Below are 16161 nucleotides of genomic sequence, written 5' to 3'. Positions count from 1 at the left end.
CCCTACCCTTTTTTTCACCCCCTCTCCCCCCCCCCCCCCCCCCCGCCCCCGGCCCCGCCCCCCCCCCCCCCCCCGGGGCCGTTGTTGGTTCCCCACCCCCCCCCCCCCCCCGGGGCCCCACGCCCGCAGGTAATCGCTGACGGCCCGTCGAACCCGGTTGTCGCCGATTCCCATCAGGTGCAGTTGGCGAACGAACATCTGATCCGCGCGGTCGATGCCCGCCTCGTCCATCTCCTCCACGTCGTCGTCGATCGGCAGGTTGTCCGGACGAAAGGCGTCACGGCGGTCACTGAACATCTCGTCGAACTCCAAGCCTGTCACTGGCCCGGCCGAGCGGTTACGCAACTGGGCGATGACCTTCTGGAAGAACCATCCGTCCAGGCGCTCCAGGAAAGCCTTCGCGTGCTCCCTGCCCACGGCGAGACCCACTAGGCGGAGGAGTCGCTGGGTTGTCCCCTCGATGTCAGGCGCTGCGTCGAGAACATGAACCCGTTCGAGTAGGCCACGACGCTGTTCGGCTGACAGCGCGTCCCACACCTCGTAGGCAGCACTGTTGGTCTTGCTCGTTGAGCGGCCGCGCGCTTGGTCGAGCAACTCAAGGGCCTTTGCTTCGTCTCGGGGGCTGTTCAAACCCGGCGGCCGGAGGTGGTAGGCGGCGCTGTCCGGGGAGGCTTCGGCGGTCGTGAGCAGGAAGAAGGTGGGTCGATCCTGACCGTCGCCGGGCGCCGTCCATTCGGTGGCCCAGATCCGGAGGCTTTTCCACAGGTCGGTGGCCATGTCGGTGACCCGCGTTCCCGGGGCGCGATGCTTGAGCTGGTAGAGGATCTTGCCGGCTCCTTCATGGACCTCGATGTCGTCCCCGGCTTCGACGGCAACGCTCCAGTCGGGCCCGGCACTCGACTGCTCGACACAGAAGAGAAGGGCTTTGCGGAGCTGGTATAGGTAGCCGACTGCCGACGCCGAAGCCTCGAACAGATTCATCTGCTCGCTCACCCAAGCCACCCGCCACTCATCTCGCTGTCGATCTTAGGGTCTGTTTCTCTTTCGAGTCCAACCGTGCTGCAGCATCCCTGCGTTACAGACAACGCCCGACGGTTCACCCGAATGGATGTACGGCCACCTGGCCCGCGCCCACGTCGGCACCGAACTGGCTACTCGGGGGGAAGATCGATACAGATGACGAGCTTATGGCCACACGCTCACCAAACGCGTTACGCCTGGTCAACGCCCTAATGGTTGATCAACAAAACCGCATCGACGAGCAGACCCATGATCAATACAGCACCGAGAGGTGCAGCAGCTGACATCCATCTCAGGGCGTTGCTGGTGGAACCGTCACGCCGAGTAACCTGGTTCGGGCGGACCGCCTGACGTTCGCCGTGTCGTCTCGTTCGATGGGTGGGAGAACTCAGTGGCCTTCAAAGGTGGAGCAGTTACTAGTCCCCCACCCGCGTCGCCAGAGGCGCTGTACAGCGAGTTGATCCACACCCCTCTAGGCATCCCCGGACTATGGGGGCACCAAGTCGACATTCTGCGTGAGTACGAGGGCAAGCACGTCAACACGCCGGACCTGGCCTTGGAGTTGCCGACAGGCACCGGCAAAACCGTCACGGGACTGCTCATCGCCGACTGGGTACGGCGATATCGCCAGGTCCGCACGGCCTACGCATGTCCCACCCGGCAACTCGCCCGCTACGTCTCGCATACAGCGGGGAAAGAGGGCATCCCGGTCGCGCTCTTGATCGGCTCGCACCATGACTGGCCGTTGGAAGCCCAGATGAGCTACACGGGCGCAGAGGCCGTTGCGGTGACAACGTACAGCACCGTCTTCAACAGCAACCCCAAGCTGCCCCTCGCCGACCTGTTGCTGTTTGACGACGCTCACGCCGGTGAACAGTACGTCGGCGAGCAGTACGCGGTCACCGTGAAAAGGTCGAAAGACGAGGCGACGTACTTCGCCCTGCTGGATGCGGTGGCGTCGGCGTTGGACGGGATGCTCCTTCAGCGGCTGCGCGACCCGTCTCCCGATCCTGGTGCTCATCATCAGGTTCGAGTTGCTGTTCCCCTGGGCCAGCCGGGCATGGTAGAGGCAGTGGATGCCGCCCTCACCACGCTGGTCGGCAGCCAAGCATTCCGCCACTCGATGATCCGCCACGCCCTGAAGTCGTGCCTAGTCTACGTGACCTACAGCGGCATCTTGATCCGCCCGGTTGCGCCACCTACGGACCGCAATCCATTGTTCTCCAATGCAAGACAGCGCCTCTACCTATCGGCGACGTTGGGTAACGGCGGGGAACTGGAGCGCTCCTTCGGCCGTAGTGCCATCGCTCGGTTGGCACTACCCGCAGCGACGCCGTCACCACGCTCAGGACGCCGGTACTTCGTTTTCCCAGAGTTGGTGGGCAAAGCTGACCCCGTCGCATTGACCCGGGCGATCGTGCAGATGGCTGGGAAGGCTCTCGTGCTGGCTCCTGACGGGGACACCGCAGAAAGCCGGGCCACCGAACTCGCCACCGCGGGATGGCCCGTGATGACGATCGATCACGTCGAAGAGGGAATGGACCCGTTCGTCCAGGTCGCACATGCAACATGTGGTCTGGCCAATCGATACGACGGCCTCGACCTGCCGAACGACGCTTGTCGTGCTGTCGTCCTCGAAGGTGTACCCGACCACGACAGCCTACAGGAACGGTTTCTGTCGGAACGTGTGCGCGCGGGAACCGCTCTGGCTGAACGGATCAGAACTCGAGTCGTGCAGGGAGCTGGCAGGTGCACTCGCGGTCCCAATGACTGGGCACTGGTTGTTGTTCTCGGTACTGACCTGACTAAGTATTTGATGTTGCCTGAGACCCGTCGGGCGTTGGCTCCGGAGCTGCAAGCGGAGATCAGCTTCGGCTTGGTGAACAGCCGGGAGACCACTGAGGCGGACTTCCTAGAGAATGTGCGCGTCTTCCTCGAACAGGGCGATGCGTGGCGGAATAACGCCGAACCGTTGCTCGCCGAGCAACGCAAGTCGGCAGTGCGCAAGTTGCCCGATGGAACCGATGCGCTGTCGAAGGCTGTGGACGCTGAAATCGAGGCGTGCGAATCGGCCGCCCAGGAACGGTGGGCTGACGCTGCGCGGCGTGGCCAGGATGCTGCTCGCGATCTCGGCGGCGGAGGCGATGCGACTCGCGGCTATCGGGCGTTCTGGTTGTACCTCGCCGGCGTGTGGATGGACCAGGCTGCTGACGACAGCGGGGATGCCGCCACGCGCCGGACATCTCGGGCATTGATCACGCAGGCTGAAGCGGCGGCCAAGCCAGGAACATGGACCCGCGAACTCGCCTCCCTGCCTGACGCGCCCCGCGAAGCGCTTCCTCCGGAGGACGCCGTTGCCGTGCGAGTGATTGCTACCAAGCTCGCTGGCGGCGTCGCGAAAGGCAGGCATGACAAAGCTGTCGAGCAAATGGTCACTGGACTGGCTCAACGGAAGGCGGGCGCTTACGAGCCGGCACTCACTCAACTGGGCGGTCTCATCGGTGCAGAGTCGTACAAGCCAGACGGTAAAGGCCGCAGCGACTCCGTATGGTGCTGGGGCAACACCTTGTGGATCGCGGTCGAGGCCAAGAGTGACCATGAACCGACCGGAGAGATCGCGCACAAGGAGATCCGTCAGGCGAATGATCAGCTGCGTGTGCTGGCAAGCGACCGCGGTGAACCTGCACCTCCTGCAGGGAGCGTGACGGTGATGGTGTCACCGAAACCCGCTGTCAACGAAACAGGCATCGCGGGCGCAGAGCGTCATGTCCATGTTGTCGAACCACACGTAGTGACTGACTTGGCGCACGCCGCGAGAGCAGGTTGGGAAGATCTCCTCGCGATTCGCGCTGGCAACACGGCGGACGAATTGCGCGCGATCGTGGCGACGACGATGTTGCGCCACGGCCTGTTGCCGACCCAGATTCGGGAAAGGTTGACCGTGGCCCCGGTGTTCAATCTGCTGATCCATCGGTAATGACTGAGCAGAGCGCTGCGGTCACGTGAACAGGCTGGCATTCTATGATTACCTATCGGTCTGGCTAGTAGAGTGTCGCTATTTAGTTCTGGCATGCGTGGCTGGGATGCTGTTGCGTGCCGGTTCGTTCCCCTGCCGGATAAGGACGGCTGTGGTGCCCTAGCAGAAAAAGACCTGTCAGGTTGGCCGCGCGGATCGTGACGAGTTGGTCCGGGTGACCACGACGGGTGTTCATCCGGCGTCGATGGTGATGCGGGCGCGGGTGCTGCTCGCGCTGGACACCTCGGCCGGTGAGGTGGACACGAAAGAGGTGATCGCGGCCCGGTGCGAGGTCTCGGGTAAGGCGCTGCGGCTGGTCGCCAAGCGCTTCGCCGAGACTGGCGGCGGCATCTGGGCCACGATCGAGCGCAAGCAGCGCGAGTATCCACCGGTGCCGTCGCCGGTGAGATCGGGGCGCGGCTGATCGCCCTGGCGTGCTCGCAGCCGCCAGCGGGGTATGCCTGGTGGTCGTTGCGACTACTGGAGAGGCACGTCGCGCTCATCGAAGACATCCCCGACCTGGACCACTCCACCATCGGCCGGGTCCGAAAATGGAACTGCGTCCTCATCTGAAGAAATGCTGGATAACCCACCACGTCACCGCGGTCGTGCCCTTCACCAGTGCCGGACAGACGGACGCTGCCGAGCGACAACACTGGCCCGGTCGTGCGAGAAGACGGCGCCCAGAGTGCGCGCGTGGCGAAACAGTAGTCATGCCCCTGGAACTCGTCCTGATCTCGCTGGGAATCGCCGCTGCAGGCGCGCTACTCCTCTTCGCCTCCTTGGCGCGCGGCGGTCGAGACTGGACTGGTTCCGAGACGACATTCACCATGTCCGCTGCGGCCGCGGAATGGACAGTGCTGGCCGGCGTGTTCGCGGTCTGGTTGTCACGGCGGACGCGTAGCCGAACGATCTGGCTCGCCGGCTTGTCCTGCGTCGCGCTCGGCGCAGTTCCTACCGTCATCGTGGCGGTAGACCTTCTCTTCCTGCTCCCCCGCTGACGCTGTCAGAGATGAGGTCCAGACCGAGTCCCTGAACTCTACGCCGCGTCACCTACCGGGAAGACCAGCCACCAACCGGGGCGCATCAGGAACGACATTCTCACGCCCGAGGATCCGGCCGGGGGCCACGGACGGATCGCCGAGCCCGGTCGCTCGCGACCGCCTGACGGTAGTCAATCCAAGCTGGCCTATCACTCGGCGAGCCTCATCCCGACGGCCGCGTTGCAGGGAGTCCGCCGGTCTTGCTCAGCCCTCCACCTCCGGAGTACCCGCCGCCCGTAGTTGTGTGTACCAGCCACTCGATCCAGTTCGGCCCCCGTCGGCGTACGACCACAGGTCCGCTCACTGACGTAGTACTCCCACATCCGCTCTTCAGCTGTCCGATCAGCGTTCGCCGTGCCCAGCGACGAGACCGTCACCAAATCGACCGGCGCCACCGTCTCGCCGCCCGGCCCCGTCTCGGAAGCCTGACCGCTCGTCTCGGCAACCGCAGCGGCGGTCTCGGAGCCGGTCTCGCGAGACCGGTGCTTCAGCGCACCGTTCAGCAGCTCGACCGCCAGCAGCAAGACCAACGGGGGACACGCCGCCACCGTCACCTGCAGCACGCTCAACACCGGCGCCGAGCCGATGTTCGCCACCAACGACAGGCAGATGCCGAACACGAACGCCAGCCACGCCACCCACCGGCCCGACGCGGCACCGCTTCGGTGGGTCTTCCACAACTCGACCGTCGCGATCGTCAGCAGGTCGTCAACCAACAGGGGCCAGATCGACGCCGTCACCGCGTCGCGCCGAAACGCAGCGCGAACTCACGTCCATGGCGATACGACGCGTACGCCGCCCCGAGGGCGACCAGGCCGGTGCAGACGCACTGGATCGACAGAGCAAGGTCCTGAGCAAGCCGGTCCCTGAGCCGCGTCACCACCGGACCGCCGTGCTCGCCCGCTCGGCAGCCTCCGCGGTCTGGTCCGCCGGTCGATCAACTGGCGTTGGCGAGGGACTCGGACCGGGTGACACTGCCCGGCAGTTGCGAGCCCGAGGGGAGCCCGAGAACGCACGGACGCGACGACACCGAGCGGCATTTCCCGACACGCCCCGCCGCCATCGATCGAGGAAAACGACCTTGAACGGCATCACTCGACACAGGCAGGTGGGCACTCTTAATCAGCGGGTTGCCGGCCCGACGATGCCGTGGCACCTGCGACTCGCAACGCAGACGACTCGGGCGAGGACCGGTGCCGCCTCCTACTCCTAATGCTCCTTCGCCGCAGGTGGGAGGTGAGTTGTCCCGTGCTGTTCAGCTGGCCCAGCGTGACATACAGCCGGGGAATTCCGGTGCCGCCTTGGTGAGCTGCTCGAGTGCGCGTCGGCGGTGGCGGGTGATCGTCGGCTGGCTGAGGCCGATCAGTGTGCCGATCTGACGGTCGGTGGTGACGCCATCTCGGCCGATCGGGTCGCCGAAGTAGCGGGCGGTCAAGATGGTGGCGGCGTGCTCGTCGAGCCGCTCGTTTTCCACCGCCCACGCCAGCAGGGTCAGCAGCTCCTCGGATGCGTCCGGCTCGACCGGCGCCGCGGCCGGTGGTCGGTGGGTTACGTCGTCGTCCATGCTGATCACCTCGGCTGCCGCCTGGCTGTGGTCGATGCCGAAGTCTCGTTGGGCTGCTCGCTGGGTCTCGCGCATCAGGTTCGCTGCCACGTGGTGACGGCGTCGTAGGGGGTAGCAGCAAGACTGCTCCCACAGGTGACCGAGCACCGAGACCTGGATGTCTCGGCTGTCTTCCGCGGCCGAGACCCCGCCGCCGGTGACGCCGCGGCGGGCCCCGATGCTGCCGGCCGCGGTGCGGGCTGCGCGGACGATCCGGCCGACGATGCCCGGGACCACCGGCAGCATCGCGTTGACCACCATCTCGGCAGCGGTGATCCCCGAGGTCCCCGATGCCGCAGCTCGAGTGAGGAGTGCGTGAAGCACGTCGTCGTGGCGGTTGTAGTCCCGAGTGGACAACACCATGACCAGGTCCTCGTGGCATGCCACCTCTGACAGCGCCGAGTCTTCCGCCGACCAAGCGAGCAAAGCACGGTCGAATCGGGCAACGCAGTGTGGCTGCGCGAACTGCTGCTGCAGCAGGGTCAGTGGGCTGTTCGCAGTGGATCGACTCCGTGTTTCGGACATGGCGGCTTCCTTCGCTCGGCCGGCAGGACTGCAGGTCAGCGTCGGAGGTGCGGCTCGTTCTCTTGCTGTGTCCGATCCTTGCCCCGCCGCAGGAGCAAGCCAAGATCCACTCTTCGGAGTGATACCGACCCGCGACAAGCCCCTTGTCCAGGAGGCAGGAAGCAACGCTCGAGCTGTGTCTCAGCAGCTTGCGGTTGATTCACTGTGCGGTCTCGAGGGAGCGAGCCGCTGAATTCATTTCGATCGCAGCGCCGGTGTCAGTCGACGTGCGGGACCGCCGTGGGCTCGGCATGCCGAGCCCAGTTGCCCGACTTCGAACACTTGTTCTAGACTGTGAGGTGTCGGGCGGAGTGGGGAAGACTCCGCCCGACATCTCACAGCAGACCTGTCTAGGAGACGTCCCCGTCCGAAGTCAGGTCGCCTACCGAGACCAGACTTCGAGGCGGGGGCGGGTTTCCGAGGTCGTCGAGCCGGCCGGTCGCCTTCCACGTGCGCAAGACGCGGCGGCCGTAATTGCTGGTCTCAGCGATGCGGTCGAGCTCGGCGCCGCTGGGGATGCGGCCACGGGCGTGCTCGCCCAGGTAGTGCTCCCACATCCGCTGCTCGGCCGTAGGCTCAGTCGCGTCCGAGACTGGCTCCTCAGCTGGTATCGAGGGTGTCTCAGTGGTCTCGCCGGGGTCCCGGCTGCGACGCAGGGACCGGTTGAGCAACTCCACCGCCAAAAGCAACGCCAGGGGCGGGCTGGCCGCGACGATCACGCTGAAGACGGTGTGGTGTTCCGCAGAGCCGATGTTGCCGCACAGCGACAGGCAGATCCCGAACCCGAACGCCAGCCACGCAACCCGCCGGCCCGTGCCGTGACCGGTCCTCCACAACTCCACCGTCGCGATCGTCAACAGGCCGTCGACGATCAGCGGCCAGATCGCCGCCGTCGTCACGTCGCTGCCAAACCGCAGCGCGAAGACCCGGCCATGCCGGTAGGACGCATACGCCGCGCCGAGGGCGACCAACGCTGTACAGGCGCACTGCACCACCAAGCCCGGAGTCCATCGGTTCGCGCCGGTCATGACACACCTCCGCGGGCATGGTTGTGAGCAAGGGGATGCGGTTCCGCGGTCAGAGCGGCGAGGGCGGTGGCTACGTCGTGGACCGAGGCTTTGACGTAGGTGACCGTGGCGCTGTCGGACGCGTCGGAGTGGCCCGCGTAGGCATGGGCCACGCCGTAGCCGAAACGCCGCTCCACCCACGTCAAAGTCGTGTGGCGGAGCCAGTGGGTGGAGATGTTCTGCGTCCGCACCGCCGAAACCTGCCGGCCGATGCGGTCCCACAGGTGGTCGTAGCGGCGCTTGGTGATCGGCTCCCCCGACCGGTAGCGCAGCAACGGGGCGTCCGGGTGGGTGCCGCCGCGCTCGGTGGCATGGGCCAGCAGCAGGCCCATCAGTGTGGGCGAGACGGGTTGGAAGCGGCTGGTGCCGTCCTTCTCCCGGAGGTAGACGAGACACTGGGTCTCCTCCAGGTCTCGCCGCCGCAACCCCAGCGCTCCCCCACGCCGGCACGCGGTCTCGGTGTGCAACCGCAGCAACAGCGTGTCCAAGTGCGGGTCGTCGCCGGTGGTAGCAGCTGCGGTGTTGATGTCCACCATTTCGTGGTCGGCGAGTGCGCGGCGTGGGGACGGAAGCCGGCGGGGTTTGGCCACCTTCAGCGCCGGGTTCTGGGCCTCGGTCAGGAGTTCGTCAGCGACCGCGTGCCGGTACAGGCACCGGACCGCGGCGATGAAGTTCTCCGCCGCATTCCGCCCGCCGCGGGAGTTGCGGCGCACCACCGCGCTCGCCTTGCTCACCTCGGCCAGCTGCTTGATCTCCGATGACGACGGCTCATCCAGTCGCCGGTCGCCCCATGCTTCTTCCACGCGCCGCCAGTACGAACGGTAGGACCGCGCAGTGGCCGGGGACACCGCCTGCGCCACCACGGGGATGTACTCCGCGAACGTCGGCACTACTCGACGCCCGTGGGTCTCGGCGAGCAGATCGGCCGGGGCGATGCCCATCTTCGACAGCAGCAACCGCGCCGCATCCAGCTCCATCGGGTCAGCGGTCATCACGATCACCCGCCAGCGATGCGTGATAGCGCAGCACCATCTGATCCACGGCTTGCGCAGGGTGCACCACCAGGACTCCGCCGACAGGATCGGCCACCAGCAGCACTGCATCGCCAGTGGACATGCCGCACCGGCGCCGCAACGCGATCGGCAACACGACCATCCGTCGCTTGCCCAGGGTGAAGACGCCGCCGGGGTCCGGCCGCAGCAGAACTGACGACCCGATCACCGACGCGGTAAGGCGAACGGTGTCCGGCCAACCGAGCCGATCCAGCAACGGCCAGACACACACCCGGCCCGAGGAACTGATCCTGGCGACCGCGTACTCCAGGCCGCATCGAGCCTGGTCAGGCGGCGGTTTCGGCAACGGCAAAGCAGCAACGGGAGACTGGCTCTGGCCGAGGAGACCGTCCATAGCCGTGGCGGGGATGACAGGGGACACGATCACGCCGACCACCGCCCCGATCGGGCGATGTGGCTACAGAACGCAAAGTGCCGACCACCATGATCGGTGACCGGCTTGCTGTGAGAGAGTTGGTGAAAGTTCACCACGTTTGGTGTCCGAGGGGGGACTTGAACCCCCACGCCCGTTAAGGGCACTAGCACCTCAAGCTAGCGCGTCTGCCATTCCGCCACTCGGACCTGCTGAAGAAAGAGTATACGGCTGCCCCGCGCCCGGCTTCAGGGGGGTCTGGGTCCGCGCCGGTGTGGGCTCTGGCATGATCGGCGAGTTTTGGACCCTCTGCATCGATTCAGCGAAGATGCGGACCGGCTCTTGATAGCTGTAACGCTCCGGACCTGCCGGGTCCAGTAAGTGCACGTCCACTAGGGACTCCAGCAACGCCGACGTGTCGGCGAACCGTAGGTCCAGGACCTCGGACGCCGCCGTTGTCGAGAACGTCGGGAACGCTGACAGCCCGGGCCTGCCATCGGGACAGCTCGGCCAGCGCCGACTCGTACGGCTTCTCTATCGCCTTGCACTCCGGGGCGTTGCCGGGGAGCCCGGCGCTGGGCGGCCCACGCGGCGCAGGGCCTCCGCCATGGTCCACGCCGGGCGAGCCGCCATACGGGCGCCAATCGCCTGCAGCACCTGCGGGAGACCCGCCGTCCGGAACGCCAGCTCCCGGGCCTCCGCCGGCTGATGGCTGACGCGTTCCGGGCCCAGCAGGCGCGAGAGCAACGCCACCGAGTCCGCGAGACTCAAGCCGCCCAGTTTGGTCCAATGGGCGTGGACCACGTCGTACAGGCGCTGGCGCGCCGTGATCATCAGCGCCGGGCCGTCCGTGCCCGGGAGCAGGGCGCTGATGTCGTCGGACGGCCTCGCGTTGTCCAGGACCACCAGCAAGCGACGGCCCGTCGTCCGGGTTCGCCACAGGGAAGCGCGCTCGCTGGGTGACGGCGGGAGGTCCTTGACGCCGATGCCGCGCAGCAGCTCGGACAGTGGGTCCGCCGATGCCGACATGTCCAGGAACAGCCGGCCGTCCGGGAAGTTCGGGGTCATGGTGTGCCCTAAGTGGACCGCCAATGTCGTCTTGCCGATCGCCGCCAGGCCCTCGATGCCGATCACCGGCACCGAACCGTTCGACCGGGTGAGCGCTTCGGACAGCGTCGCGGTCTCAGCCGTGCGGCCGACGAATTCCGGGAGGTCCGGGGGCAGTGGGGAGGGGCGCGACACCGGCGCCAGCGACGGGTCCGACGCGAGGATTCGGCGCTGCATTCCTGCAGCTCGGGGCCGGGGTCGAGGCCGAGCTCGGCCTCGAGAAGGCGCTGCGTCCGGGCGTAGACGTCCAGGGCCTCGGCCTGGCGGCCCGAGCGGTACAGCGCCAGCATCTGCAGCTCGCGCGGCCGCTCGCGCAGCGGCTCCTCGGCGATCAGGTCCGTCAGGGCCGCCACCGCCTGGGCGGCCCGGCCGGCGGCGATGTCGGCCGCAGCCAGGTCTTCGCGGGCGGTCAGGTGCAGCTGCACCAGGCGGACGCGCGCCGCCTCCGCATAATCGCCGTTCACCCCCGCGAGGGGCGTGCTGTGCCATAAAAGAAGCGCCGCGCCCAAGGCATCCGGGCGGACCGACGACTGCAGGCGCTGGAACTCCGTGAGGTCCAAGGACACCGGCCGGATCGCGTAGCCGCCGCCGGTCGACTCGATCGGGACGCCCGCGTGCCGCAGGCGGGACACGTACGAGCGCACCACGCCGACCGCCGCCCTCGGCTCCGCGCCGCCCCACAACGCCGAGACCAGCTGGGACGGCGACAGCGGCGTGCCTTCCTGCAGGAGGAGCACCGCCAGGGCCGTCCGCTGCTGGGGCGGCCCCAGCTCGATCTCGACGTCGCCGCGCCACGCCCGGACCGGGCCGAGGACTTCGAACCGCATCGCATCGGTCACGCAGAGCGCAAGCGGCGGCCGTAGAGCGGTATTCCGTCACAGCCCCGGAAGGCTTCGCGGTGCCCGGCGAGCCAGGTGGCGAAGTCCTGCAGCCGCGGGTTCAGCTGCCGCACCGCTTCCGGGTCGCGCGCGCCGGCGAACGCGCTTTCGTGCTCGGCGTAGTAGAAGAACATGTTCGCCAGGTCGTCGGCGCCGGGGACGCCCGACGTCCGCAGCGCCTCGACGCTCATCGGCCGGTAGGCGACGACCGCGTCGAGCTCCTTCGCGAACGCCGCCGCGTACTCCTCGCCGGTCAGGTTCTCGCCGGAGATACTGATGGTCTCCCCCGCCAGTTCGGGGCCGCGCGCGAAGACGCCGAACGCCGTCCGGCCGCTGTCCTCCGCCGCGATGCCCGGCAGCCGTCCTTCGGCCATCGGCAGGTGCAGCGCGAGGATGCCGTCGTCGTCGCGGACCGGGCGGAAGAAGTCGACGAACGCCTCGAAGTAGAAGGTCGTCGAGAGGAACATCGTCGGCACGCCCGCCTCGACGAAGTGCTTCTCCGCCTCGGCCTTTCTGTCGAAATGCGGGACTTTGTACCGCTCGTGGAGCGTCGGCACGCGGTCGTCGCGCAGGTGCAGGCGTGTGTCCGGCAGCGTCGACCAGATCACGTGCCGCAGCCCGGTGGCCTTCGCGGCCGCCGCCATCGCGCGGGCCTGCCGCTGCTCGCGGTCGACCGAGTGGTACTCCCAGAACGCGGTGACCAGGTAGGCGCCGTACGCGCCGTCGAGGGCCCTGGTCAGGCTCGATTCGTCGTCGAGGTCGGCGGCGGCGACTTCGGCGCCACGCGCGGCCAGTGCCTGCGCGACCGCGGAGTCCGGGTTGCGCGTGAGCGCGCGCAGGGCGAATCGCTGCTCCGGGTCGTCGAGGATCGCGCGGGCCAGGCCGCCGCCCTGCTGGCCGGTCGCGCCGACGACGGCGATGATCTTCTTTTCGGACATCGGAAACCTCCCGGGATCGGGCCGGGGTGGTCCGGCCACCGGTCCAGGGAACCGCCGCGGCATCAGCGTCTCGTGCACGGCGGGTGCACGCGGCGTGCACCCGGTTTACAAGGTCGCCGCGGCTTCCTAGGATTCGCCGGTCGGGCCGCAGAACGGGAGGTTCCGGATGGCGCGCGCCGATCGGCGGCGGGACGACGACGAGATCTCCGTCGCCGAACTGCTCCGGGAGACCGGGGCGACGCCGCGCTCGCTCGGCGGGCCTCACCCGGCAGCGCCGGCTCGCGAGGAGGACACCGGCGACGGCTACCGCGAGCGGCTCGAACAGCGGGCGCGCGAGGCCGCCGCGGACCAGCAGCGGGCCGGGCGGCGGATCCGGTGGATCTCCGCGATCGTCGGCGCCGTCGTAGTGCTCGGCAGCCTGGTGGTCATCGCCGTCACGTCCGAAAGCCCGCCCCAGCGGCAGGCGGCCGCGCCGCCCGGCCCGCTCGCGCCGGCGACGACGCCGCGTCCGGCGACGCCGACTCCGGCGAAACCGAGCCCCACGCCGATCCCGACCGTGCTGCGGCAAACCGCGACGTCGTCAGCCGAGCCCAAGCCGCCGCCTCCGGTCGAAGCGGCGGCGACGTGCGTCGTGCGCTTTTCCGTGACGGACCAGTGGAACGACGGCTTCACCGCGGACGTCGCGATCACCAACAAGGGCGGTGAGACGCTCTCGCCGTGGACGCTCGGCTGGACGTTCACCGCCGGGCAGCGGGTCACCCATGGTTGGGACGGCAAGTACAGCCAGAGCGGGAGCCGGGTGACGGTGAACGCGGAGTCGTGGAACACCACCCTCGCACCGGGCGCGACCGTCAGCACCGGCTTGAACGGCGCCTTCGATCACGGAAACCCGGCGCCCACGGCGTTCACCCTCAACGGCGCCCGCTGCGACGTGGGCTAACCCAACACCTCGCGCATGAAGTCCACCAGCCAGTGCTGCGCCGGGCTGCGGGCGTGCGTGTGGCGCGTGTACACCGACACCTGCGCCGGCTCGACGTCCATGGGCAGCTCGAACAGGCGGACGCGGTGCTCGGCCGCGAACATCTCCGCCACCAGGCGGGGCACCATCGCCACCAGCTCGCCGTCCTGGACCAGGTACGGCAGGGCCGCGAACCGGGTCACCTCCAGGACCACCCGGTCGAGCAGCCCGCACGCCTCCAGTGCGCGGCGGGGGCCGTCGTGGCCGGTCGGGCCGAACACCGTCACGTGGCGCTCCGCGGCCAGCTGCTCGAACTCGACCGACGCACCCAAGCGCGGGTGGTCGCGGGACACCATGCCCAGGTAGCCCTCGGAGAACAGCGGGACCCGCGCCACGCGCTGGGAGCTGAGCAGCGGCGACGCGATGAACGCGTCGATCTCGCCGCGGCCGAGCTGGTCGGCGGCGCCCTCGACGTCGAGCGGGCGGACCGTCAGCGTCACTCCGGGCGCGCGCAAAGGCAGCGCCGCCATCAGGCGCGGCAGCAGCGAGATCTCGCCCAGGTCCGACAGGCAGAGCGTGAACGCCGCCCGGGTCGTCGACGGCGAGAACGACCACGCGCCGCTGACCGCCGTCTCGATGCCGGACAGCGCGCTGTGCAGCGGTTCGTAGAGCGCGCGGGCGGTCGTCGTCGGCACCAGGCCGCCGCCGGTGCGGCGGAACAGCTCGTCGGAGAAGCGGCGCCGCAGCTTCTGCAGGCTGTAGCTGATCGTCGGCTGCGTGACGTGCAGGGACTCGGCCGTCGCAGTCACGCTGCGGGTTTCGTAGAGCAGCACGAACGTGCGCACCAGGTTGAGGTCGAAATCCCGCATCATCGATCCCGTCTATATGAGTGGCAGACAACATTTATTGGAACACGGCCCGGGGCCTCCATAGGGTCTGGGCCAACCGTTCGAGGAGGACCCGCGCATGCCCACCGCCCGCCGGCTCGCCCACGAGTTCCTGCACCGCCGCGGCTTGACCACGATCTTCGGCAACCCCGGCTCCAACGAACTGCCGTTCCTCGCCGGGCTGCCGGACGACTTCAGCTACGTCCTCGGCCTGCACGAAGGCGCCGTCGTCGGGATGGCCGACGGCTACGCCCAGGCCACCGGCCGCCCGGTGCTGGTCAACCTGCACGCCGCCGCCGGCTCGGGCAACGCGATGGGCGCGCTGACCAACGCCGTCTACTCGCGCTCTCCCCTGGTGCTCACCGCGGGCCAGCAGGTGCGCGCGGCCATCGGCATGGAGGCGATGCTCGCCAACGTCGACGCCACGCAGCTGATGCGCCCCCTCGTCGGGTGGGCCGGCGAGCCGAGCTGCGCCGAGGACGTCCCGCGCTCGCTCGCGCAGGCGGTGTTCGAGGCCGAGCTGCACCGGCGGCCGACCTACCTCTCGGTGCCCTACGACGACTGGACCGTCGAGCTGGACGCGAACGCCGCCGTGACGCTGGACCGAAGTGTCCGAAGAGGACTCGCTCCGAGCGAGACCCAGCTCGACGACCTCGCCACGAGCGTCGCCACCGCGAAGAACCCCGCCCTCGTCCTGGGCGGCGACCTCGACGCGACCGGCCTGTTCGACGGGGCCGTCGCGCTCGCCGAGCACCTCGACCTCCCGACCTGGGTGGCGCCGTCGCCGCACCGGCTGCCCTTCCCCAACCGGCACCGGCTCTTCCGCGGCGTGCTGCCGGCCGGCATCGCGCCGGTCTCGGACGCGCTGACCGGGCACGATCTCGTGCTCGTCCTCGGCGCGCCGGTGTTCCGCTACCACCAGTACGTGCCGGGCGCGTACCTGCCGGCGGGCACGCGGCTGATCCAGGTGACCGACGACTTCGGCGCCGCGGCCCGCGCGCCGATGGGCGAAGCGCTGGTCGCCGACCCCGCGCCGGTGATCGAGGCTCTGCTGGCCAAGGTGCCGGGACGCAGGTCGAGCGGCGACTTCGTCGCGAACCCGGAGCCCAAAACGGGCGAGAAGGCGCTGCACCCGGAGCAGGTCTTCGCGGCGCTGCGCGAAACCCAGGCCGCGGACACCCGCTACGTCGTCGAATCGACATCGACGAACTCCGCCTGGTGGCGGCAGATGGACCTGCGCCGCGCGGGCTCGTACTTCTTCCCCGCCGCCGGAGGCCTCGGGTTCGGCCTGCCCGCCGCGGTCGGCGTCGCCATGGGCAGCCCGGACCGCCAGGTCGTCGGCGTCATCGGCGACGGCTCGGCGAACTACGGCATCACGGCGCTGTGGACCGCCGCGCACTACCGCGTCCCGGTCACGTTCGTGATCCTGCGCAACGGCGTCTACGGCGCGCTGCGGTGGTTCGGCGAGCTGCTCGGGACGCCGGACGTGCCCGGCACCGAAATCCCCGGCCTGGACTTCACCGCCATCGCCGCCGGCTACGGCGTCCCCGCCACCACCGTCACCGGCCTCGACGACCTGTACGCCCAGCTCAAGACGACCCCGGACGGCCCGCGGCTGATCCAGGTCGACACCGAACCGACCTCCCCGGAGTGAT

The 16161-nt window shown here is 68.4% G+C and carries 15 protein-coding genes and 1 tRNA gene; 5 read left to right on the top strand and 11 right to left on the bottom strand.

All coding sequences use genetic code 11. The annotated features are described in order from the left end of the window. On the bottom strand, window positions 1-993 hold a 993-nt coding region (locus AB0N03_RS08805), incomplete at its 3' end, for a hypothetical protein (RefSeq protein WP_364367552.1). Window positions 994-1411: 418 nt separating this feature from the next. On the opposite strand from AB0N03_RS08805, the gene AB0N03_RS08800 reads away from it, so the two are divergent. The 3 genes from AB0N03_RS08800 to AB0N03_RS08790 all read left to right on the top strand — a co-directional run bounded on the left by AB0N03_RS08800 (window position 1412) and on the right by AB0N03_RS08790 (window position 5037). Next, window positions 1412-3997: a DEAD/DEAH box helicase gene (locus tag AB0N03_RS08800; protein ID WP_364367549.1), complete on the top strand. Its 2586-nt coding sequence runs from the start codon at window positions 1412-1414 to the stop codon at window positions 3995-3997. Between the two features lie 214 nt (window positions 3998-4211). Next, window positions 4212-4460, top strand: a complete 249-nt coding sequence (locus AB0N03_RS08795; protein WP_364367546.1) for a hypothetical protein — start codon at window positions 4212-4214, stop codon at window positions 4458-4460. 289 nt (window positions 4461-4749) lie between these two features. Continuing rightward, window positions 4750-5037, top strand: coding sequence for a hypothetical protein (locus AB0N03_RS08790; RefSeq protein ID WP_364367543.1), 288 nt, complete (start codon window positions 4750-4752; stop codon window positions 5035-5037). Window positions 5038-5228: 191 nt separating this feature from the next. Here AB0N03_RS08790 and AB0N03_RS08785 read toward each other — a convergent pair whose 3' ends face one another. From AB0N03_RS08785 to AB0N03_RS08745, 9 genes are all read right to left on the bottom strand, one after another. Next, the gene (locus tag AB0N03_RS08785; RefSeq protein WP_364367540.1) at window positions 5229-5819 is read right to left on the bottom strand and encodes a DUF2637 domain-containing protein; all 591 of its coding nucleotides are present in this window, start codon (window positions 5817-5819) and stop codon (window positions 5229-5231) included. Between the two features lie 515 nt (window positions 5820-6334). Continuing rightward, window positions 6335-7207, bottom strand: a complete 873-nt coding sequence (locus AB0N03_RS08780; protein ID WP_364367537.1) for a hypothetical protein — start codon at window positions 7205-7207, stop codon at window positions 6335-6337. A gap of 389 nt (window positions 7208-7596) precedes the next feature. Beyond that, a complete protein-coding gene (locus AB0N03_RS08775) occupies window positions 7597-8274 on the bottom strand; it encodes a DUF2637 domain-containing protein (RefSeq protein ID WP_364367534.1) in 678 nt (225 codons plus the stop codon). After that, complete coding sequence (locus AB0N03_RS08770; RefSeq protein ID WP_364367531.1) at window positions 8271-9305, bottom strand: site-specific integrase; 1035 nt, start codon at window positions 9303-9305, stop codon at window positions 8271-8273. Before AB0N03_RS08770 ends, AB0N03_RS08775 begins: the two co-directional genes overlap by 4 nt. Further along, a complete protein-coding gene (locus tag AB0N03_RS08765) occupies window positions 9295-9762 on the bottom strand; it encodes an AbrB/MazE/SpoVT family DNA-binding domain-containing protein (RefSeq protein WP_364367528.1) in 468 nt (155 codons plus the stop codon). Before AB0N03_RS08765 ends, AB0N03_RS08770 begins: the two co-directional genes overlap by 11 nt. A 98-nt stretch (window positions 9763-9860) precedes the next feature. Continuing rightward, window positions 9861-9947 (bottom strand) — tRNA-Leu (locus tag AB0N03_RS08760). A 325-nt stretch (window positions 9948-10272) separates the two neighbouring features. Next, window positions 10273-10872: a hypothetical protein gene (locus AB0N03_RS08755; RefSeq protein WP_364367525.1), complete on the bottom strand. Its 600-nt coding sequence runs from the start codon at window positions 10870-10872 to the stop codon at window positions 10273-10275. Continuing rightward, window positions 10869-11684, bottom strand: coding sequence for a BTAD domain-containing putative transcriptional regulator (locus AB0N03_RS08750; RefSeq protein ID WP_364367522.1), 816 nt, complete (start codon window positions 11682-11684; stop codon window positions 10869-10871). The genes AB0N03_RS08755 and AB0N03_RS08750 overlap by 4 nt, the downstream gene beginning before the upstream one ends. Then, window positions 11681-12661 (bottom strand): NmrA/HSCARG family protein, encoded by a 981-nt coding sequence (locus AB0N03_RS08745; protein ID WP_364367520.1) that lies wholly within the window; start codon window positions 12659-12661, stop codon window positions 11681-11683. The genes AB0N03_RS08750 and AB0N03_RS08745 overlap by 4 nt, the downstream gene beginning before the upstream one ends. 166 nt (window positions 12662-12827) lie before the next feature. Between AB0N03_RS08745 and AB0N03_RS08740 the strand changes: the two genes are divergently transcribed. Further along, window positions 12828-13601 carry a cellulose binding domain-containing protein gene (locus AB0N03_RS08740; protein WP_364367517.1) on the top strand — a complete coding sequence of 258 codons (774 nt, stop codon included), beginning with the start codon at window positions 12828-12830 and terminating at the stop codon, window positions 13599-13601. On the opposite strand, the gene AB0N03_RS08735 is transcribed toward AB0N03_RS08740, so the two are convergent. Beyond that, window positions 13598-14491: a LysR family transcriptional regulator gene (locus AB0N03_RS08735; RefSeq protein WP_364367515.1), complete on the bottom strand. Its 894-nt coding sequence runs from the start codon at window positions 14489-14491 to the stop codon at window positions 13598-13600. The two genes, AB0N03_RS08740 and AB0N03_RS08735, sit on opposite strands and share 4 nt — an antisense overlap. Before the next feature lie 94 nt (window positions 14492-14585). On the opposite strand from AB0N03_RS08735, the gene mdlC reads away from it, so the two are divergent. Then, window positions 14586-16160, top strand: a complete 1575-nt coding sequence (gene mdlC / locus AB0N03_RS08730; RefSeq protein WP_364367512.1) for a benzoylformate decarboxylase — start codon at window positions 14586-14588, stop codon at window positions 16158-16160. Window position 16161 lies beyond the last annotated feature (1 nt).

The organism is Amycolatopsis sp. NPDC051061, from assembly GCF_040682935.1.
In the GTDB taxonomy this organism is placed as follows: Bacteria; Actinomycetota; Actinomycetes; order Mycobacteriales; family Pseudonocardiaceae; genus Amycolatopsis.
This window is presented reverse-complemented; position numbering and strand designations above follow the sequence as displayed.